We start from the raw sequence: 17,309 nt of genomic DNA on the forward strand, positions 1-17,309 counted from the left end.
GCCTTGCCGGGGGCGCGGCGTTTTTAAACGGGTTTTAAATGCCTTCAAAGGCCCTCGGGGTGTCTTGCCGGCCTCCCGTCCGACGGCGTAGGCTGGAAAACACGCCGGAACGCCCCGATCCCGGGCTGGGTTCTCCAGCGAAGCGTTTCGCCCCACCCGCCCAGGGTGGCGCCCCGAAACTGGCCGCATGGCCCGTACTTCCCCCGCTATCGCCCTTGCCGCCTGCGCCTTCGCGCTGGCGCCGGGTGCCGATACCACCATCGAGATGCAGCTGACGCCGGCCGGCGACTTCCGCCCGAGCGACGGCCGCTCGATCCCGGTGGCGCACTGGCACATCGACCAGGCCGTGGCCGGCAAGGTCATTGCCCGGTTTGCCGCCCGCAAGAATCCAGCCGTCGTCGACTACGAGCACCAGACGCTCCACAAGGAAACCAACGGCCAGCCCGCACCCGCCGCCGCCTGGATCAGGGGGCTGGTGTGGCACGAAGGCCGTGGGCTGTTCGGCACCGTCGAGCTGACGGCGCGCGCCCGCCAGGCAATCAACGACCTGGAATACCTCTACGTCAGCCCCGTGTTCACGTACGACCGCCGCACCGGCGACGTGCTGGATATCCAGATGGCCGCGATCACCAACAACCCGGCCATCGACGGCATGGAGCCGCTTGCGCTCCGCGCTGCCGCCACTTTCGGCATCCACATCGAGGAACCCCCTATGAACAAGCTGCTGCTGGCGGTTTGCACCGCGTTGGCGCTCTCCGCCACCGAAACCACCGAAGACCAGGCCATCGCCGCGCTCGCTGCGCACGTCAAGGCCGACCCGCTCGGGGACATCCGCAAGGCCCTGGGCGTGGACGCCACTGCCGATGCCGTGGCGGCCTGCACCGCGCTGCGCGCCAAGGCCGAGGCTGCCCCGGCCGAGCCGGACCCGGCCAAGTTCGTCGGCATCGCCGCGTTCGACGAGGTCAAGAATCAGCTGGCCGCGCTCACCACCAAGCAGCAGGCCGACCAGGTCGACGCGCTGGTCGAGTCCGGCCTGGCCGATGGCCGCCTGGTCAAGCCGCAGGAGCAGTGGGCACGCGACCTGGGCAAGTCCGACATCGCCGCGCTCACCAAGTACCTGGACACCGCCCAGCCGATCGCCGCGCTCACCAACAGCCAGACCCGCGGCCGCGCGCCGCAGGCCCCGGCGGATGACGGCGACCCCACCGCCATCGCCGCGCGCGCCACCAAGTACCAGGCCGACCAGGCTGCGGTGGGCGTCGCGGTGACCACGGCGCAGGCCGTCGACCACGTCATCAAGCATCCGGCCGCCTGAGTCCCGCGCGCCGCCACCCCAAGCACTCAGGAGCCCCGCAATGGCCCAGAACGTTTTCAACCGCAACTACACCGCGAGCGGCGCCATCGGCGCCTACCTCATCGTCAAGCCGGGCGCCACGGACGGCACCATCGCCGCCGCCGCCGCGGCCACCGACGCGCTGATCGGCGTCAACGAATCCGTGGCCGCCGCGAACGGCGAGCGCGTCGACATCGTCAAGGCCGGCATCGCCGACGTGCTGTTCGGCGGCATCGTGGCGGCCGGCGATCCCCTCACCGCGGACCTCACCGGCAAGGCCGTCAAGGCCGCGCCGGCGGTGGCCGCCAACGTTCGCATCATCGGCTTCGCGGAGGTGGCGGCCGTGGCCGGCGACATCGGCCCGATGCTGATCGCCCCCGGTGTGATGCAGGGCTGATCGCCCGCACGCCGTCGCCCCTCATTCCACTGGAGCCCCGCTCATGGCAACTCGCCCGTTTCCCACCAACGCCCGCCTCACCGCGATCGCGCTGGCCTACCGCAACCCCGACATCGCGCTGATCGCCGACCTGGTGCTGCCGCGCACGCCCGTCGCCTACGAGTTCAAGTGGCTGAACTACGACCTGGCGCAGGGCTACACCGTTCCCGACACCCGCGTGGGCCGCAAGAGCGCGCCGAACGAGATCGACTTCCAGGCCACCGAGATCCAGGACAAGTGCCAGGACTTCGGCCTGGACGACCTGGTGCCGAACGAGGACATCGAGGCCGACAACCAGGGCGTGGACCCGCTGGGCACCTCCACCGGGTTCCTGACCAACCTGGTCAACCTGGGCCGCGAGCAGCGTGTGGCCGGCATGGTGTTCAACACCGCAAACCACACCAACACCAGCACGCTCGTCGGCACCAGCCAGTGGAGCGACGCCACCAGCGACCCGGTGGCGGCGATCGGCGACGCGCTGGACGTGCCCATCATGCGCCCGAACATCGCGGTCTTCGGCCAGACCACCTGGACCAAGCTGCGCCGCAACGTGAAGATCGTGCAGGCCATCAAGGGCACCGCCCAGGGCGCCGGCATGGTCTCGCGCCAGGAGTTCGCGGACTTCTTCGAGCTGCAGGAGCTCTACGTGGGCGCCGGCTTCGTCAACACCGCCAAGAAGGGCCAGGCGGCTGCGATGAGCCGCGTGTGGGGCAAGCACGCCGCCTTCATCTACCGCGATCGCACCGCCGGCCCGCAGAGCGGCGTGACCTACGGCTTCACCGGCGCGTTCGGCAGCAAGATCGCCGGCACGATGGACGAGCCGAAGATCGGCCTGACCGGCTCCGTGCGCGCCCGCGTGGGCGAGCGCCTGAAGGAGATCGTCTGCGCCAAGGACCTCAGCTACTTCTTCCAGAACGCGGTCGCCTGACCGCGCCTGGCCAACCCCATCGCGGCCACCGCGCCGCGCGGCTGCCGGCGACCTGAGCGTCGCCGGCGGCGGAACCATCAGGAGGCCACATGGCCAAGAAGACCTACCAGGCGCTCACCCCGATCGACTGCGACGGCGAGCGCTACGAGATCGGCGAGCCGATCGAGCTGGAAGACAAGCAGGCGCAGCCGCTGCTGGCGGTGAGCGCGATCGAGGCGCCGCCGGAGAAGGCCGCGAAGGCGCCGGCCAAGTAATACACGTGAAGAACTGAAAACCCGGCCGCTCGGCAGAGCGCGTTTTCTCAGTTGCCCGATCCGGGAAGGGCACTGCCCCAGAGGCCACGGGGAGAAGGTTGCGGAACGTCGGTCCAATCAGCAGGCCCCAAACCCAGACGTGACAGCCGGAGAGACGGCACTCATTCCAGCGGCCGGGGTTGCCCGATCGCTCAGCACGCAGGAGTCACCCATGTCCATCCGCGCCAAGCTCAAGGTTTCCTCGATCGAGGATTTCGGCAACTACAAGAACGTCAAGCTGGCGGCCGTTTATTCGAGCGATCCGAACAGCCCGAACTACTCCTGGTCGCAGGCCACGCCCAGCGGCGCGATGAACCTGTGCATCACCAACCCCGCCGCCTACGACCAGTTCGCGGTCGGCCGCGAGTACCTGGTCACGTTCTCCGCTGGCGATGCGCCGGCCGAGGGCTATTCCGCCCACGACCTGGCCAGCGCCAAGGCGCAGGGCTTCCGCGACGGCTACGCCAGCGCGCAGCGCGGCGACGCGGCGCCGGCGGACAACGGCTGAGCATCGGCATGTACGTCACGCCCGCCCAACTGGCCGACAAGCCTGGCGCCCGCGAGCTGGCCCAGGTGGCCACGCGCGAGCGCGACGCGATCGTGGCGGACGACCTGATGGAGGCCACCCTGCGCGGCACCGACCGCACGGCCTGGGCGCCCGCGCTGCAGGCCGTGGCCGACGACGCGCTGGCGCGCATCAATGCCGCCATCAATGAGGCCGGCGGCACCATCGACGGCTTCCTGGCCAAGCGCTACACGCTGCCGCTGGCCAAGACGCCCGGCGTGGTCACCAGCTGGGCACGCTCGATCACCCGCTACCTGCTGCACAAGGACCGCATCAGCGGCGAGGCGAACGACCCGATCCTGCGCGACTACCGCGACGCGATGAAGCTGCTGCAGCTCACCGCTGACAACAAATTCAGCCTGGGCGTCGACGATCCGGTGGTCAACAACCCGAATTCCGGCGACATCAAGATCGTGCAGGACGCCAAGGTGTTCGGCCGCGACCAGCTGCGGAGCTTCCGGTGAGCTTCGCGCCCTTCAACGTGCAGGCCGTGGCCGACCGCATCAAGGCCGGCGTGGCGGATCTGCGCCTGGTCGGCCTGGCCGCCGACTACGCGGCGGTGAAAAGCCTGCGCGATTTCACCCCGCCCAGCGTGTACGTGGTGCTGGCGCAGGAAACGTTCGAGGCCAACCCGCCCGGCCACGGCGCACGCGGCGACCAGGTGCGTACCGCGCAGCGCGGCAGCGTGGCGGTGGGCGTGGTCATCGTGGGCCGCAACTACCGCGAGCAGGCCGGCGCGCAGCTCAGCGCCGGCATGAACGCGCTGATCGCCCAGGTGCGCGCCGTGCTGTCCGGCTGGGTGCCGGACGTGCCCGGCGCCCGCCCTTTCGAGCTGCAGCGCGGCGACCTGCTGCAGTACGACGACTCCACCGCGTTGTGGTGCGACGTGTGGAAAACCCAAACCCTCATCGGCGCAGAGGCGCGATAACCATGAAGACCGTAAAGGTAACGCTCAACCAGCCCCACACCCACGACGGCGTGGACTACCCCGCCGGCGCGCAGATCGAGGTCGGCGAAGCCGACGCGAAGTGGCTCGCCGACCACGGCGTGACCGGCAGCGTCGGCAAGGCCCCCGCTGAGGAGACCAAGGCATGAAGGACTATTCGCTGCAGGGCAAGGTCTGGCTCGGCACGCGCCTGGCCAGCGGCAAAGCCGGTGCACTGAAGTGGCTCGGCGACAACAGCGAGCTGACGCTCAAGCTCACCACCGAGAAGTCCGAGCGCATCGAAAGCTGGAGCGGCAATCGCCTGACCAGCGCGGTGCTGCAAAAGGCCAAGAAGGTGGAGATCACCCTGAAGCCCAACCAGCTCAGCTCCAACGTGCTGGCCCTGGCGCTGTACGGCACCGTGGCCACCATCGCCGCCGGCACGGTCACCGGCGAGGCACTGCCGGCCGGCCTGAAGCCCGGCGACACCGTGGTGCTGGACAAGGCGAACGCCAGCGCGGTCGCGCTGACCGACAGCACCGCGACGCCGAAGACGCTGGTGCTGGGCACCGACTACGCCATCGAATCGGCGGCGGCGAGCCTGCTCACCATCAAGAGCACGCTCACGCCGACCTACGTCGAACCGATCAAGGCCGCCTACAGCAACGCGGCCGGCGTCGACCTGACCATGTTCACCGAGGCGGTGCCAGAGCGTTACCTGGTGTTCGACGGCATCAACACGCTCACCAACGAGCGCCTGCTGGTGCGGCTGTACCGCTGCCAGATCGACCCGGTCAGCGACCTGGCGCTGATCACCCCCGACCTCGGCGAATTGTCGATGGGCGGCAACGTGCTGTTCGACGCGACCAACGCGGCCGATACGAAGCTGGGCGGCTTCGGCAAGATCAGCCTGCCGACGGAGGTCTAGCGGTGGCCCGCCGCGTGACCCTTATCGCCCCGGCCGTGCTGCCCGATTACATGGACAGCACGGCCGCCGAGCGGGTCATTCTGCGGGTGGTTGCCCGGCAACGCGGTCCAGCACCTCGGCGAAAAACGCCAGCTTGCGGCGCAACGTCGCGTGGAACAGCGGTGCGTCATGCCGCTGTTCCTGCACAGCCAGGTCGTCGGTCCATTCGAGTGTGGCTTGCTGCACGAATTCGCGCAGCGCGGCGGGCCTTGGGTGGGTGGCGATGAGCGCGCTCACCATCATGCCAAGCACGCGTTGCTCCGCCGCCACGATTTGCAGTCGCTCTGAATCGTCCATCCCTTTTCCCCTGGTGTAGACATGGCCCGCAAAGTTACCTCAACTCCGAAAGCCAAGTCGGCGCCGCCTCCCAGCGGCGCCGACGATCTGGCGATCATGCACCCCGACATCACGCTCACCCTCGCCGGCCGCAAGATCACCGTGCGCGAGTACGGCTTCGTCGACGGCTTGCGCCTGCGCGCGCAGACGCGGCCGTTCCTGCTGGCGCTGGAGCAGCTGTTCGGCGCCAGCGAGGGCCTGACCGACGACGTGTTGGCGGTGGTCGGCGAGCACTACGACCTTGTGCGCGGCGCGATCGCGCAGAGCGCCAACGTCAAGGTGGCCTGGATCGAGTCGCTCGGCGACGCGGATGCCGACCAGCTGCTGATGACGTGGTGGACCGTGTGCGGCCCTTTTTTTCTCCGCCAGCTCATCCGCCGGAGCGGCGAACGGGCGAGGCGGAACGAGCTGTTCGCTGGGCCGACATCTACGTCGAGCTCACCGCCGCCGGATACGGCACCCCCGACCAGCTCGGCCGATACACCGAGCGGCAGCTCCGACTCTTCCACCGGCGCCTGATGCGCCGGCGCGAGCTGCAGCAGGCGGATCTGATCGAGGCGGTCGCCAACGGCTACGGCGGCTGCCAGAGCAAGGACGGGCTCAAGCAGATGCAGGCGATGGTGGAGGCGATGCGGAAAGGCTGATCAGCCGTGGCGCCACCAGGCGGCAAAGATCGCCCAGAGGTAGAGGCACAAGCAGGCCATCGCCAGCAGGAAGGAGGGCCAGAGCGGCCACCCCGCCACCGACGCAACCCCACTCAGAAGCAAGCCGAGCACGCAACCGATGAACCCGAACGCCATCATCCCCTTGTATCGCTTGCCGGTCTGCTCGACCTGCAGCGGCGCGACGGGCCGGCCGCAGCGCGGGCAGGCCGGCGCTACATCGGATACCTGGTGCGTGCAGTCCGGGCAGGTGATGAGTGCCATGTCGGTGTACCCCTCCGTGATCGACGCGCCGGAGCATACCAGTGGCTGATCGCAATCTCGACATCGCCCTGCGCATCAAGGCCGAGCTGGACGGTGCGCGCGGTCAGGTCGAACGGCTCAACAAGTCGATCGAGAACACCGGCAAGTCGTCGTCCAAGGCAGCGTCGCTCAACCGTGACCAGACCGCCGCGCTGTCCCAGTTCCTGGCCAAGCTCGACCCGACCATCGGCAAGCTGGACCAGCTGGACAAGAAACAGGCGCAGCTGGCCACGCTCAAGCGCAGCGGCTGGATCGACGACGAGACGTTCGCCCGGTTCAACACGCTGCTGGACAAGCAGCGCGCCGGCCTGGACAAGTCCGGCAAGTCGATGCACACCTTCGGCCTCAATACCGCGCAGACGCGGCGCGAGCTGGGCTTCCTGGCCAAGGACATGGCCACGGGCCAATGGGGGCGGTTCACCCAGACCAGCATGACGCTGGCCAATTACTCCGGCCTGACGAGCCTGGCGTTCTCCGCCACGGGCCTCGCGATCATGGGCGTCGTGGGCGCCTTGGGGCTGCTGGCCGCCGCCACAGTGAAGGGCTACCTTGAAAATGAGCGGCTGGCGCGCTCGATCATCGTCACCGGCAACTATGCGGGCACGACCACTGGGGAAGTAACCCAGTTGGCGGCATCGCTGAGTGCGATCAACGGGCGCGGCGGCCAGGCGCGCGAGATCCTCAACGGACTGATCGGCAGCGGCCGCATCGCCGGCGATGCGCTCGACACGGTAGGCCGCGCCGCTGTGAGCATGGCGGCACTCACGGGCAAGAGCGCGCAGGAGGTCGTGGCCGAGTGGACCAAGGTCGCCGATGATCCGGTGCGCGCGGCGCTGGAGCTGGACAAGCAGTACCACTTCCTCAACACCACGCTGTTCCAGCAGATCCAGACGCTGCAGCAGGCGGGCAACCAGTACGAGGCGTTGAAACTTGTGGCGTCGTCGTTCGCGGATGACACCGCGAACAAGATGGACGAGCTGCATCGGCGCATGGGGTGGATGGAAACGTTCGCCGATCGTTGGTCGCGGGGCGTCGATCGCATCAAGTCCGGCCTGCAGGACATCGGCCGCCCGGATGACGAGACCGACAAGTTCCAGGCGGCACTGGCCAAGTACAACAAGATCTACCAGGCCTACCAGGACAGCCTCAGCGCATCGTCCACCAAAGGGTACCGGGACACGTTGTTCGCCCAGGCCCAGGCGGCATACAAAGAGCTGCAGGCGGCGCAGGCGGCGGCCCTCAAAGTGCAGTCCGATGCGGCGGCCAAGGGTGTGGCCAAGCAGGTCCAGGCCGAGGGCGTAGCCGCCGCTGCCAGCATCGACCAATTGACCACCAGCCTCGATCGGGCCAAGCAGCGTCAGGAGGCGCTCAATAAAGCGTCGTTGGATCTCTACAAGATCCACCTGGCTGGCGGCAAATTGCCGGAAGGGATCAACTTCGACGGCCCCACCGCGGACACGCCGCAGGGCGCGGGCTGGGTCAAGCTCAAAGCGGAGATCGAGAAACGCTACGCCGATCCGAAGGTACCCAAGACCAAAGACACCACCAACGCCCTCGCCGCCGCCCAGAAGCAGCTGCAAGACCAGATCCTGTCCCTCGGCGACAAGGCGCTCGGCCCGGTCACCGGCATCTGGGACCAGTACACCAAGGCCATGCTGGCGGCCGGCACCGCCGGCGGCAAGGCCATCAAGGCCGGCGGCGACGTGGCGGCGGTGCAGGCGCAGGTGGCCGAGGTGCAGCAGCTGGCCGCGCAGGCGCGCGATCGCGCGCTGGCCGACCAGTCGCGCGGCCTCAACATCGCCTACCTCACCGCCACCGGCCAGCAGGCCGAGGCGGCGAAGCTGCAGATCGAGCAGCAGTACGGCGAGCTGCTGGCGGATCTGCAGCGCCGCGGCGACGAGGCGGGCGTGCGCCTGGTCAAGTCGCTGATCAACGTGGGCGAGGCGCGCGCGCAGCTGCAACAGCTGCAGCAGCAGGTGGATATGGTCCTGGCCAGCCAGGGGCGCCAGGAGCAGGGCATCCAGGCCGAGCAGCAGGCCGGCCTGATCAGCGAGTACAGCGCGCGCAAGCAGATCCTCGACCTGCACCACGCCACCGCCGCCCAGCTCGATGCGTTGCTGCCGAAGATGCGCGAGCTGGTGGCCGCCACCGGCGACCCGCGCGCGGTGGAGCAGCTGAAGAACCTGGAGGCCGAGCTGGGCCGACTGAAGCTGCAGACGAACGACCTTAAAACCGCCTTTGAAAGCGGTTTGACCAGCGGCCTGGAGCAGGCCCTGGTGGGGCTGGCCACGCGCACCATGACCGTGGGCGAGGCGTTCAAGTCGCTGGCCCGCACCGTCATCGCCAGCCTGGCGCAGGTCGCCGCGCGCGCGCTGGCGGCCAAGGCCATCGAGGGGCTGGGCAACCTGTTCGGCGGCGGCGACAAGAAGGCCGACGTGGGCGCGGGCGCCGCCAAGCTGGCCCTGGCCGGCGGCATCGTCGGCGGCGCCTCCGCGTTGCTGGGCACCAGCGCCGACAAGCTGCAGGCCGCGGCCGCCACGCTGATGATCGCCAACAGCATCGGCGCGGTCGGCGGCTTCGCCGAGGGCGGCTACACCGGCCACGGCGGCAAGTACCAGGTGGCCGGCGTGGTCCACCGCGGCGAGGGCGTGCTGAGCCAGCGGGAGATCGCCGCCATCGGCGGCCCGTCCGGCTTCCATGCGCTGCGCCAGGCCATCAGCGTCGGCTACGCCGACGGCGGCTACGTCAACCCGCTCAACGATGCCCCGCGCATCAGCGCCGCGCCCACCCGCACGCGCCTGCCCAGCAGCGCGGCCAACGACGCGCGCGGCCCCGGCGCGCAGGTGGCGCTGCGCAACGTCAACATCATCGACCCCGCGCTGGTCAGCGATTACCTGGACAGCAGCGACGGAGAAACCAGCGTCATGAACATCATCTCGCGCAACGAAACCAAGATCCGGCAGATGGCGCGCTGACATGGCCTACGAGATCGGCTTCGTCGACAACACCGGCAGCGAGGGCCTTGCCCACTGGCAGATGCTGGAGAAGATCCGCCGCTTCGCGCTCGGCTACGGCACGGCGGCCGCGCCGGTCTATGCCGGCACCGGCAACGGCACGCTCACCGGCGTGGATACCTACCCGGCCACCGTCAGCGAAACCTGGACGATCACCTGCACCGTGGCCGGCGCGGGCGCGACGTTCAGCGTCGTGGGCAGCGTCAGCGGCGCCAAGGCCAACGCCACCGCGGGCGTGGCCTACGACAACGCACTGCTCAAGTTCCTTATCACCGCTGGCGCCACGCTGTTCGCCGTCGGCGACAAGTGGACCATCGCCGCCACGGTCGGCGCGCTGCCAGCGGCGCAGCGCTGGACGCAGCTGCGCTACACCACGCCGACCGATGGCAGCAACCGCGAGTTGATCCTGCAGGGCGTGGGCCTGAGCGGTACCGAGCAGGTCTTCATCGGCTTCCGCAGCTACCACAACGTGGCCAGCGACTACTACAACCTCACCTGCGCCGGCTTCACCGGGTATGTCGCGGACAGCGCCTTCACCGCGCAGCCCGGGTACTTCGAGCGCGGTGTGTGCGCGCACAACAACCGCATCGACTACTGGCTGGCGGTGAACGCCCAGCGGGTCATGTTCGGCCTGCGCATGTCGGCGCCGCTGTCTTACGAGCCTGGCTACGCCGGCAAGTTCTTCGCCTATGCGACGCCAGGCGAGTACCCCTACCCACTGCTGGTCGCCGGCACGCTGTCCGCGCCGACACCCGCGACACGTTATTCCGACACGACCGCGCAGCACTCCACCGGCCTGAAGGGCTGTGTGTACAACGCGGGCACCTACTACAACTACGACTGCGGCCGCTTCCGCGATGCCGGCGGGGTCTGGCGGCCGTATCGCGCCGCGCCGTGGACGCGTGCGGAAAACGCTGCGCCCGCGCTGGTGCGCGACACGGGCGGCTACTACGCGCCGCCCGCCGTGGAGATCATGACCCGGGCCGTCGATCAACTGGCCGGCGAGAACAATGTCTGGGGCGTCCTGGACGGCGTGCGCTACATCAGCGGCTTCAACAACCAGGCCGAGAATACCGGCGTCCTGGACGGCAAATCGTATGTGGTCATGGCCGATACGGAGCGCAACGGCATCGGCGATTACCTCCTGCTGGAGATGAACTGATGGCCTACATCACCGGCACCGCCGCCAGCGTCGCTAGCCTGTTGACCGCGATCCAGGGTGCCTGCACGGCCAATGGCTGGACGCTGGCCGGCAGCGTGCTGTCCAAGGGCACGTGCTATCAGCGGCTGACCATCTCGGGCACGCAGCTCCAGCTCACCGCCGGCACCGGCATCGACGTCAGCAATAATCTTCTCGGCATCGCCGATGAGCTGGCCTGCGTCCTCGGTCGCACCAGCACCCTGGTAGCCTACGCGTTCCCCCTCGACTATTTCATCCACATCAATACGGCGCCGGATGAGGTCTACGTCGTGGTGCGCTACGGCGGGACGTTCTATCAGTGCCTGGCGTTCGGGCAATCAGCGCAGCCGGGGCTGGTGGGCGGCGGCAATTGGTACTCCGGGTCACAAAACACCGTCTTTGGTGCAAACACCGATGCCGGCAGTCTGCTATCGAGTGGCGGCGATAACGGCAGTTGCGCGGTCATGGGCCTGTTTTACGGCATCCAATACGCTGGCAACCGGCAGAACGGCGCGGTGCATCATGCGCTCGATTCGGCCACCTGGAAGGTCGAGGGCGCGTGGCGGGACTGGTACAGCCCCTTCATCCTGCAGCCCAACGCGTTTAACAGCCGCTCGATCCTGATTCCGATCCGCGTCTATGCGCCGCGCACCGGCGGCTTCATTTCACCCGTGCTCGAATGTCGCCACGCGCGTTACGTCAACCTCGCCAATATGGTGCCGGAACAGGTCATCACCCTGGGGCCTGACCGCTGGCGCGTCTACCCGTGGTGGGCCAAGGACGCGCGGCTGGGTATCGTCAATTGCGGTCACGCGCTGCGGTACGACGGCCCATAGGCCATGACGGTCATACTCCTCGCCAGCGCGCAGGCCAGCCTGTCGCAATACACGCAACCACAGATCAGCACGGACCTGGCCGCCCGCAGCGCGTGGACGGGCTGGCCGCCCGCGGCGCCCCTCGACGCCGGCACGGCGCCGGCGATGGTACCGACCCGCGTGGCCGCGCAGGTGCACCCGCGAGTGATCAACACCACGCCGGCGCGCGGTTACATGGATGACTACTACTACCGCACCTACATCACGCCGGCGCGCCTCGACATCGGCAACCTGAGCACGGCGCAGACGCGCAATATCGTCGTGTGGAACGCCTGGCCCGACCAGCCGCGCACGCTCACTGCGCTCGACCTGGTCAATGCCGGTGGCATCACTGCCACCGGCGAGGGCGCGCTGCCGCTCAGTTTCAACCCGCTGCAGCAACGCACCTGGTCGGTGGCGGTGAGCACCGACGGCCCGCCCATCATCGACGCCACGCTGAGCTGGCTGTTCGCAGGCAGCGCCCCGATCTCGGTCGCGATCACCGGCAACCGCCTCACTACCTGGATGATCGCGCCCGATTGGGCCAACCCCGTCACCGAGACGCTCAGCTGGCTCACCGATGCGCAGGATGCCGTCGACGGCAGCCAGCTGCGCCAGCCGTGCCGCGAGGTACCGCGGCGCGAGTGGGAGTTCGGCGTGATCGCCGAGGGCGCCGAGCGGCAGATCATGGAGAACGCGCTGTACAGCTGGAGCTCGCGCACCTGGGCGCTGCCGGTGTGGCCGGACATGACCTGGCTCGCCGCGCCCATCGCCGCCGGCACCAGCGTGATCGCGCTGGACACCACCGACCTGGACTACGTCGAGGGCGGCCTAGTCGCGTTCTACCGCTCGGCATCGAGCTACGAGCTGGCCGAAATCCTCACCCTCACTGCCGCGGCCATCACGTTCAAGCAGCCACTGGCCAAGGGATGGGGCAAGGGCGACCGCGTGGTGCCGGTGCGCACGGCCGCGCTCACCGACTACCCCACGCTCAACCGCAAGCACGACGAGCGCGTCGATGCGCAGCTGCGCTTTCGCGCCGCCGAGGATTGCACCTGGCCAGCGATCGCGCCGGCCGCCCTGTACCTCGGCATTCCGGTGCTGGAGACGCGCACCAACGAGCCGGAGGATCTGGCCGCCGCCTACCGCCGCGTGGTCGTCACCATCGACAACGACCTGGGCACGCCCACGCTCGACGATCTCAGCGGCCAAACCTGGATCAGCCAACCGTTCTACTGGCTGGTGCAGGGCCGCGCCGACCGTGCCGCGCTGCGCAGCCTGCTGTACTGGCTGAAGGGCCGCGGCAACGCGCTGTGGCTTCCCAGCGGGAACGCCGACATCACCCTGGCCGCCACGCTGACCGGCACGGCGGCCTCGCTGACGGTGGCGGCCTCCGGCATCACCCGCTTCGTGTACGGCCGGCCTGGGCGCCGGCACATCCGTATCGAGCTCAAGAACGGCACGGTGTACTACCGCAAGCTCACCGCGGCCGTCGAGGTCGACGAGCAGACTGAGCAGTTGGGCATCGACAGCGCGCTGGGCGCGGCGGTCACGCCGGCGCAGGTGCGACAGATCAGCTGGCTGATGCTGGCCACGCTCGCCGGCGATCGCGTCGAGATCGGCCACGTGCACGACAGCATGGGCACCGCCACGGCTGGCACCACCTTCGTCGGCGTGCCGAAGGAGGAGCCGTGAGCTTCATCAGCCGCTGGATCGAGTTCTACGAGTTCTCGCGTGGCGTGCAGCACTGGCGCTACGTCACCGAGAACAAGGCGCTGGTGTACCTCACCCAGCCTTACACCTACGCCAACATCAAGCGCAGCGGCCTGGCCGAAAGCGTCGACCTCACCCGCAACGTGCTCGACCTGTCCGTGCCCACCGATCTGCCGCTGCTCGATCTCTACCGCGGCACCGCGCCCATGCAGGACATCGACATGGTCCTGCGCCGCCAGCGCAAGAGCGACGGCGTGGTGGAAACGCGCTGGGTGGGCGTGATCGGCAGCGTGGAGTGGCAGACCAACAAGGCGATCATCCACGGCCTGCCGCCGATGGCCAGCCTCAAGGGCCTCGGCCTCAAGCGCAACTGGCAAAAGGGCTGCCCGCTGGTTACCTACGGCACCGGCCTGGGCGAGTGCAACGTGGACCGCGAGACCATGCGCGTCAACGCCACCATCATCTCCACCGCGGGCGTCACCGCCACCGCGGCGGCCTGGGGCACCAAGCCGAACGGCTGGTTCGACGGCGGCTGGATCGAGTGGGCGGTGGCTGGCATCGTTGAGCGCCGGCCCATCGTCTCGCACGTCGGCACCGTGCTGACCCTGCTGCGGCCGGCGCAGGTCCCCGCGGGCACGGTGGTGGCCACCTACCCCGGCGACGATCACACGCTGGCCACCTGCGACACCAAGTTCAACAACGCCGTGAACTATGGCGGCGACCCCTTCATCCCCGATAAAAACCCGTTCTCGGGCGAACCCATCTACTAGGAGCCGCCGATGGACCCCATCACCTGGGTTTACCTCATCGTCATGGTCGTGTCGCTGGTGCTGTCGGTGGCGCTGGCGCCGAAGCCAAAGAACGCCAAGCCGCCATTGGCGGCCGACTTCGAGGTGCCCACCGTCGAGGACGGCCGCGAGGTGACGGATTTTGGCGGCACCGTGTGGATCGACGACCCCAACCTTACCTGGTGGGGCGACCTCAAGGTCTACCCGCCCATCCAGACATCGAGCGGCAAGTAATGAACAGCATCGAGCCTATCAAGCGCCGCTTTTATTGGCCGCACCCCTATTACATCGAGGCCGTGCTGCACGGCCATGCCTGCGCTCGTGGCCGGCGCTGGTGGCAGATGTATGTGGACGTGACGGTGGGGTATCGCTACATCGCCGGGGCCACATCGTGAGCATCATCGTCACCATGCAGCACGTGCGCGCCGCCAAGCTGGGCGGCGTCGGCGTGCTGTGCGCCGACGGCATCCGCGACTGGTGCGCGCGCCACGACGTCGACCTGCGCCAGCTCGCCGAGGAGGGCCTGCCGATCGCGCAGGCCGAGGCCATCGACGACGCGTTCGCGCAGCGCGTAGTGGCCATCGCGCGCGCCGAGGCCGCGGCGGGGGCACCGGGCAATGGGTAAGGGCGGCAAGGTCACCATCGGCTTCTGGTACCAGATGGGCATCATGTTCGGGCTCAGCACCGGCCCGATCGACGCGCTGCGCAAGATCACGGGCGGCGGGCGCCTGGCCTGGTCCGGCAACGTGACCGCCAGTGGCCCCATCAGCATCAATGCGCGCGAGCTGTTCGGTGGCGAGAAGAAGGAAGGCGGTATCGAGGGCACGGCCGACCTGATGATGGGCGAGGCAACCCAGATGCCGAACGCGTATCTGATCAGCCAGCTCGGCACGCCCATGCCGGCGTTCCGCGGCAAGGTGATGCTGGTGTTCCGCGGCATCGTCGGCGCCATGAACCCCTACATCAAGGCGTGGGGCTTCCAGGTGCAGCGCTGGACGGCCGGCTGGCGCACGCCCGTGTGGGAGCCGGCACTGTGCCGCATCGGCGACGGCATGAACCCGGCGCACTTCATCTACCGCGCCATCACCGACCCCACCACCGGGCTGGGCCGCGACCCGAACCAGGCGCTGGACCTGGTGCGCATGAAGGCTGCCGCGCAGACCCTCTATAACGAGGGGCTCGGCCTGTGCCTGCGCTGGACGCGCAGCGACGTCACCGGCAACTTCATCCGCATGGTGTGCGACCACGCCGGCGGCGACTTCGTCGACGACCCCACCACCGGCAAGCAGTACCTCAAGCTCTACCGCGGCGACTACGACATCGCCACGGTGCCGCTGGTCGACGAGAGCAACATCGTCGAGCTGGTCAGTTTCGAGCAGGGCGCGCTGGCCGGCTCGATCAACCAGGTCGTGGTGACCTACCGCGACAGCGCCACCAACAAGGACGCGGCGACGCCGGCGATCCCCAACCTGGCCAACATCCAGGCGCAGGGCCGGGTGATCAGCCAGGCCGTGCGCTACGACGGCGCCTGGAACGCGGCCCTGGCGCTGCGGCTCGGCCAGCGCGACCTGCACGCCAGCAGCAGCCTGCCAGCGCGCATGAAGCTCAAGGTGTTTTCCTCGCTCGACGTGCGCAAGGGCGACGTGCTGGCCTTCAGCTGGCCGCGCCTCAACCTCTCGCGCATGCCCATCCGCGTGCTGGAGATCGAGCGCGGCACGCCCACCGCCAACAGCATCACGCTCATCTGCGCGCAGGATGTTTACAGCCTGCCCACCACCACCTACCTGGTCGCTCAGCCGGCGCTGTGGACGGCGCCGAATCTCGCGCCGCAGGCCATCACCGTCCAGCGCCTGCTCGAATCCAGCTACCGCGACCTCGCCGCCAACCTGCGGGCCGCCGACCTCGGCGCCATTGCGCCGCTGGCAGGCTACGTGGGCGCGCTGGCGGCCCGGCCGGCCGGCGTGCCGGTCAATTACGCGCTCACTACCCGCATCGGCACCACCGGCGCCTTCGTCGACGTGGCGTCGGGCGACTTCACACCCACCGGCCTGCTGGCGGCCGCCATGCCGGTCGGCGCCGCGCCGGTCGCCGTCACGCTCACCAGCCCCAAGGATCTCGACCTCGTCGCCGTCGGCAGCGAGGCGCTGATCGACGACGAGATCTTCCGCGTCGACGCCATCAACCCCGCCGCCGGCACCGCCACGCTCGCCCGCGGCTGCGTCGACACCGTGCCGGCGGAGCACGCACTCGGCGCCCGCGTCTGGTTCACCGACCACTTCACCGCGGCCGACCGCACTGAATACACCACCGGCGAAACCATCAACGCCAAGCTGCTCACGCACGCCGGCGCCGGCGCGCTCGACCCCGCGCTGGCCACCATCGCCAGCCTGCTGCTCAGCAAGCGCCAGATCCGCCCGTATGCGCCGGGCGGCCTCAAGATCAACGGCGTCGCCTACCCCGCGGCCGTGTCGTCCGCCGCCGGCCTGGTGCTCACCTGGACGCACCGCGACCGCAAGCAGCAGGCCGACCAACTGATCGACACCGCCGCCGCCAACATCGGCCCGGAAACCGGCACCACCTACACCGTGCGCACCTACCTCGGCGGCGTGCTCAAGTCCACCACCACCGGCATCACCGCCGCCACGCATACGCCCGCAAACCCAGGCACCGGCGTCGTGCGCGTCGAGGTCGACGCCGTGCGCGATGGCTACACCAGTTGGCAACCCTTGGCGGCCACGTTCGATTTCACATGACAAACGGAGCGCCGGGCTGTTGACGCAGCCCGGCCTCTCTCCACGACAGGACGTGGATCAAGCGCGGCCCCTTCCGGCCGGCCGGTGGCCCGCCATCAAGGCCCGTTTGAACCCCCTTCAATGGCCGGTTAGGATGCCCTTCCTGCTCCTGCGGCGGGCTGTGCAAACCAAGTGTCCCCACTTTGCAAACCAAATGTCCGCTTACATTGATCTTCCCCGCCCCCCCCACCTCCTCCTGCCAGGCAGGGGGAGGCGCAGA

22 protein-coding genes are annotated in these 17,309 nt (G+C 68.7%); 20 read left to right on the plus strand and 2 right to left on the minus strand.

Annotated features, from left to right (window positions below):
• The first annotated feature begins 187 nt into the window (after window positions 1-187).
• The 9 genes from AC1Q5A_RS11070 to AC1Q5A_RS11110 all read left to right on the plus strand — a co-directional run bounded on the left by AC1Q5A_RS11070 (window position 188) and on the right by AC1Q5A_RS11110 (window position 5,408).
• Complete coding sequence (locus AC1Q5A_RS11070; RefSeq protein ID WP_492700769.1) at window positions 188-1,315, plus strand: phage protease; 1,128 nt, start codon at window positions 188-190, stop codon at window positions 1,313-1,315.
• A gap of 40 nt (window positions 1,316-1,355) precedes the next feature.
• Window positions 1,356-1,730, plus strand: a complete 375-nt coding sequence (locus AC1Q5A_RS11075) for a hypothetical protein (protein WP_492700770.1) — start codon at window positions 1,356-1,358, stop codon at window positions 1,728-1,730.
• Window positions 1,731-1,773: 43 nt separating this feature from the next.
• The gene (locus AC1Q5A_RS11080) at window positions 1,774-2,697 is read left to right on the plus strand and encodes a major capsid protein (RefSeq protein ID WP_492700771.1); all 924 of its coding nucleotides are present in this window, start codon (window positions 1,774-1,776) and stop codon (window positions 2,695-2,697) included.
• Between the two features lie 89 nt (window positions 2,698-2,786).
• On the plus strand, window positions 2,787-2,951 hold the full coding sequence (locus AC1Q5A_RS11085; protein WP_492700772.1) for a hypothetical protein: 165 nt from the start codon (window positions 2,787-2,789) through the stop codon (window positions 2,949-2,951).
• 211 nt (window positions 2,952-3,162) lie between these two features.
• The gene (locus AC1Q5A_RS11090) at window positions 3,163-3,498 is read left to right on the plus strand and encodes a hypothetical protein (RefSeq protein WP_492700773.1); all 336 of its coding nucleotides are present in this window, start codon (window positions 3,163-3,165) and stop codon (window positions 3,496-3,498) included.
• An 8-nt stretch (window positions 3,499-3,506) separates the two neighbouring features.
• On the plus strand, window positions 3,507-4,019 hold the full coding sequence (locus AC1Q5A_RS11095) for a gp436 family protein (RefSeq protein WP_492700774.1): 513 nt from the start codon (window positions 3,507-3,509) through the stop codon (window positions 4,017-4,019).
• The gene (locus AC1Q5A_RS11100; RefSeq protein ID WP_492700775.1) at window positions 4,016-4,483 is read left to right on the plus strand and encodes a phage tail terminator protein; all 468 of its coding nucleotides are present in this window, start codon (window positions 4,016-4,018) and stop codon (window positions 4,481-4,483) included. The genes AC1Q5A_RS11095 and AC1Q5A_RS11100 overlap by 4 nt, the downstream gene beginning before the upstream one ends.
• Before the next feature lie 2 nt (window positions 4,484-4,485).
• Complete coding sequence (locus AC1Q5A_RS11105; protein ID WP_492700776.1) at window positions 4,486-4,650, plus strand: DUF7210 family protein; 165 nt, start codon at window positions 4,486-4,488, stop codon at window positions 4,648-4,650.
• Window positions 4,647-5,408: a phage tail tube protein gene (locus AC1Q5A_RS11110; RefSeq protein WP_492700777.1), complete on the plus strand. Its 762-nt coding sequence runs from the start codon at window positions 4,647-4,649 to the stop codon at window positions 5,406-5,408. Before AC1Q5A_RS11105 ends, AC1Q5A_RS11110 begins: the two co-directional genes overlap by 4 nt.
• 75 nt (window positions 5,409-5,483) lie before the next feature.
• On the opposite strand, the gene AC1Q5A_RS11115 is transcribed toward AC1Q5A_RS11110, so the two are convergent.
• Window positions 5,484-5,744, minus strand: a complete 261-nt coding sequence (locus AC1Q5A_RS11115; RefSeq protein WP_492700778.1) for a hypothetical protein — start codon at window positions 5,742-5,744, stop codon at window positions 5,484-5,486.
• A 21-nt stretch (window positions 5,745-5,765) separates the two neighbouring features.
• Between AC1Q5A_RS11115 and AC1Q5A_RS11120 the strand changes: the two genes are divergently transcribed.
• Both AC1Q5A_RS11120 and AC1Q5A_RS11125 read left to right on the plus strand, forming a co-directional pair.
• A complete protein-coding gene (locus tag AC1Q5A_RS11120) occupies window positions 5,766-6,302 on the plus strand; it encodes a DUF6631 family protein (protein WP_492700779.1) in 537 nt (178 codons plus the stop codon).
• The gene (locus tag AC1Q5A_RS11125) at window positions 6,302-6,427 is read left to right on the plus strand and encodes a hypothetical protein (RefSeq protein ID WP_492700780.1); all 126 of its coding nucleotides are present in this window, start codon (window positions 6,302-6,304) and stop codon (window positions 6,425-6,427) included. Before AC1Q5A_RS11120 ends, AC1Q5A_RS11125 begins: the two co-directional genes overlap by 1 nt.
• On the opposite strand, the gene AC1Q5A_RS11130 is transcribed toward AC1Q5A_RS11125, so the two are convergent.
• A complete protein-coding gene (locus tag AC1Q5A_RS11130) occupies window positions 6,428-6,709 on the minus strand; it encodes a hypothetical protein (RefSeq protein WP_492700781.1) in 282 nt (93 codons plus the stop codon).
• A 41-nt stretch (window positions 6,710-6,750) separates the two neighbouring features.
• Between AC1Q5A_RS11130 and AC1Q5A_RS11135 the strand changes: the two genes are divergently transcribed.
• The 9 genes from AC1Q5A_RS11135 to AC1Q5A_RS11175 are packed head-to-tail and all read left to right on the plus strand — an operon-like array spanning window position 6,751 to window position 17,050.
• Complete coding sequence (locus AC1Q5A_RS11135; RefSeq protein WP_492700782.1) at window positions 6,751-9,723, plus strand: phage tail length tape measure family protein; 2,973 nt, start codon at window positions 6,751-6,753, stop codon at window positions 9,721-9,723.
• Between the two features lies 1 nt (window position 9,724).
• Entirely contained in the window at window positions 9,725-10,924 is a 1,200-nt protein-coding gene (locus AC1Q5A_RS11140; RefSeq protein WP_492700783.1) for a hypothetical protein, read from the plus strand.
• A complete protein-coding gene (locus tag AC1Q5A_RS11145; RefSeq protein ID WP_492700784.1) occupies window positions 10,924-11,778 on the plus strand; it encodes a hypothetical protein in 855 nt (284 codons plus the stop codon). The genes AC1Q5A_RS11140 and AC1Q5A_RS11145 overlap by 1 nt, the downstream gene beginning before the upstream one ends.
• Window positions 11,779-11,781: 3 nt before the next feature.
• Window positions 11,782-13,491, plus strand: a complete 1,710-nt coding sequence (locus AC1Q5A_RS11150; RefSeq protein ID WP_492700785.1) for a hypothetical protein — start codon at window positions 11,782-11,784, stop codon at window positions 13,489-13,491.
• Window positions 13,488-14,279 carry a phage BR0599 family protein gene (locus tag AC1Q5A_RS11155; protein ID WP_492700786.1) on the plus strand — a complete coding sequence of 264 codons (792 nt, stop codon included), beginning with the start codon at window positions 13,488-13,490 and terminating at the stop codon, window positions 14,277-14,279. Before AC1Q5A_RS11150 ends, AC1Q5A_RS11155 begins: the two co-directional genes overlap by 4 nt.
• 9 nt (window positions 14,280-14,288) lie before the next feature.
• On the plus strand, window positions 14,289-14,531 hold the full coding sequence (locus AC1Q5A_RS11160) for a hypothetical protein (RefSeq protein WP_492700787.1): 243 nt from the start codon (window positions 14,289-14,291) through the stop codon (window positions 14,529-14,531).
• The gene (locus AC1Q5A_RS11165; protein WP_492700788.1) at window positions 14,531-14,692 is read left to right on the plus strand and encodes a hypothetical protein; all 162 of its coding nucleotides are present in this window, start codon (window positions 14,531-14,533) and stop codon (window positions 14,690-14,692) included. The genes AC1Q5A_RS11160 and AC1Q5A_RS11165 overlap by 1 nt, the downstream gene beginning before the upstream one ends.
• Entirely contained in the window at window positions 14,689-14,922 is a 234-nt protein-coding gene (locus AC1Q5A_RS11170) for a hypothetical protein (RefSeq protein WP_492700789.1), read from the plus strand. Before AC1Q5A_RS11165 ends, AC1Q5A_RS11170 begins: the two co-directional genes overlap by 4 nt.
• Window positions 14,915-17,050: a phage tail protein gene (locus tag AC1Q5A_RS11175; RefSeq protein ID WP_492700790.1), complete on the plus strand. Its 2,136-nt coding sequence runs from the start codon at window positions 14,915-14,917 to the stop codon at window positions 17,048-17,050. The genes AC1Q5A_RS11170 and AC1Q5A_RS11175 overlap by 8 nt, the downstream gene beginning before the upstream one ends.
• The last annotated feature ends 259 nt before the right edge of the window (window positions 17,051-17,309 follow it).

Source organism: Rhodanobacter sp. GW835-FHT13D09 (genome assembly GCF_058793995.1).

What these genes read in the sequence shown, in the direction of transcription:
- AC1Q5A_RS11070 (WP_492700769.1), top strand. Translation starts at nt 188, where the DNA reads ATGGCCCGTACTTCCCCCGCTATCGCCCTTGCCGCCTGCGCCTTCGCG.
- AC1Q5A_RS11075 (WP_492700770.1), top strand. Translation starts at nt 1,356, where the DNA reads ATGGCCCAGAACGTTTTCAACCGCAACTACACCGCGAGCGGCGCCATC.
- AC1Q5A_RS11080 (WP_492700771.1), top strand. Translation starts at nt 1,774, where the DNA reads ATGGCAACTCGCCCGTTTCCCACCAACGCCCGCCTCACCGCGATCGCG.
- AC1Q5A_RS11085 (WP_492700772.1), top strand. Translation starts at nt 2,787, where the DNA reads ATGGCCAAGAAGACCTACCAGGCGCTCACCCCGATCGACTGCGACGGC.
- AC1Q5A_RS11090 (WP_492700773.1), top strand. Translation starts at nt 3,163, where the DNA reads ATGTCCATCCGCGCCAAGCTCAAGGTTTCCTCGATCGAGGATTTCGGC.
- AC1Q5A_RS11095 (WP_492700774.1), top strand. Translation starts at nt 3,507, where the DNA reads ATGTACGTCACGCCCGCCCAACTGGCCGACAAGCCTGGCGCCCGCGAG.
- AC1Q5A_RS11105 (WP_492700776.1), top strand. Translation starts at nt 4,486, where the DNA reads ATGAAGACCGTAAAGGTAACGCTCAACCAGCCCCACACCCACGACGGC.
- AC1Q5A_RS11110 (WP_492700777.1), top strand. Translation starts at nt 4,647, where the DNA reads ATGAAGGACTATTCGCTGCAGGGCAAGGTCTGGCTCGGCACGCGCCTG.
- AC1Q5A_RS11115 (WP_492700778.1), bottom strand. Translation starts at nt 5,744, where the DNA reads ATGGACGATTCAGAGCGACTGCAAATCGTGGCGGCGGAGCAACGCGTG.
- AC1Q5A_RS11120 (WP_492700779.1), top strand. Translation starts at nt 5,766, where the DNA reads ATGGCCCGCAAAGTTACCTCAACTCCGAAAGCCAAGTCGGCGCCGCCT.
- AC1Q5A_RS11125 (WP_492700780.1), top strand. Translation starts at nt 6,302, where the DNA reads ATGCGCCGGCGCGAGCTGCAGCAGGCGGATCTGATCGAGGCGGTCGCC.
- AC1Q5A_RS11130 (WP_492700781.1), bottom strand. Translation starts at nt 6,709, where the DNA reads ATGGCACTCATCACCTGCCCGGACTGCACGCACCAGGTATCCGATGTA.
- AC1Q5A_RS11140 (WP_492700783.1), top strand. Translation starts at nt 9,725, where the DNA reads ATGGCCTACGAGATCGGCTTCGTCGACAACACCGGCAGCGAGGGCCTT.
- AC1Q5A_RS11145 (WP_492700784.1), top strand. Translation starts at nt 10,924, where the DNA reads ATGGCCTACATCACCGGCACCGCCGCCAGCGTCGCTAGCCTGTTGACC.
- AC1Q5A_RS11150 (WP_492700785.1), top strand. Translation starts at nt 11,782, where the DNA reads ATGACGGTCATACTCCTCGCCAGCGCGCAGGCCAGCCTGTCGCAATAC.
- AC1Q5A_RS11160 (WP_492700787.1), top strand. Translation starts at nt 14,289, where the DNA reads ATGGACCCCATCACCTGGGTTTACCTCATCGTCATGGTCGTGTCGCTG.
- AC1Q5A_RS11165 (WP_492700788.1), top strand. Translation starts at nt 14,531, where the DNA reads ATGAACAGCATCGAGCCTATCAAGCGCCGCTTTTATTGGCCGCACCCC.
- AC1Q5A_RS11175 (WP_492700790.1), top strand. Translation starts at nt 14,915, where the DNA reads ATGGGTAAGGGCGGCAAGGTCACCATCGGCTTCTGGTACCAGATGGGC.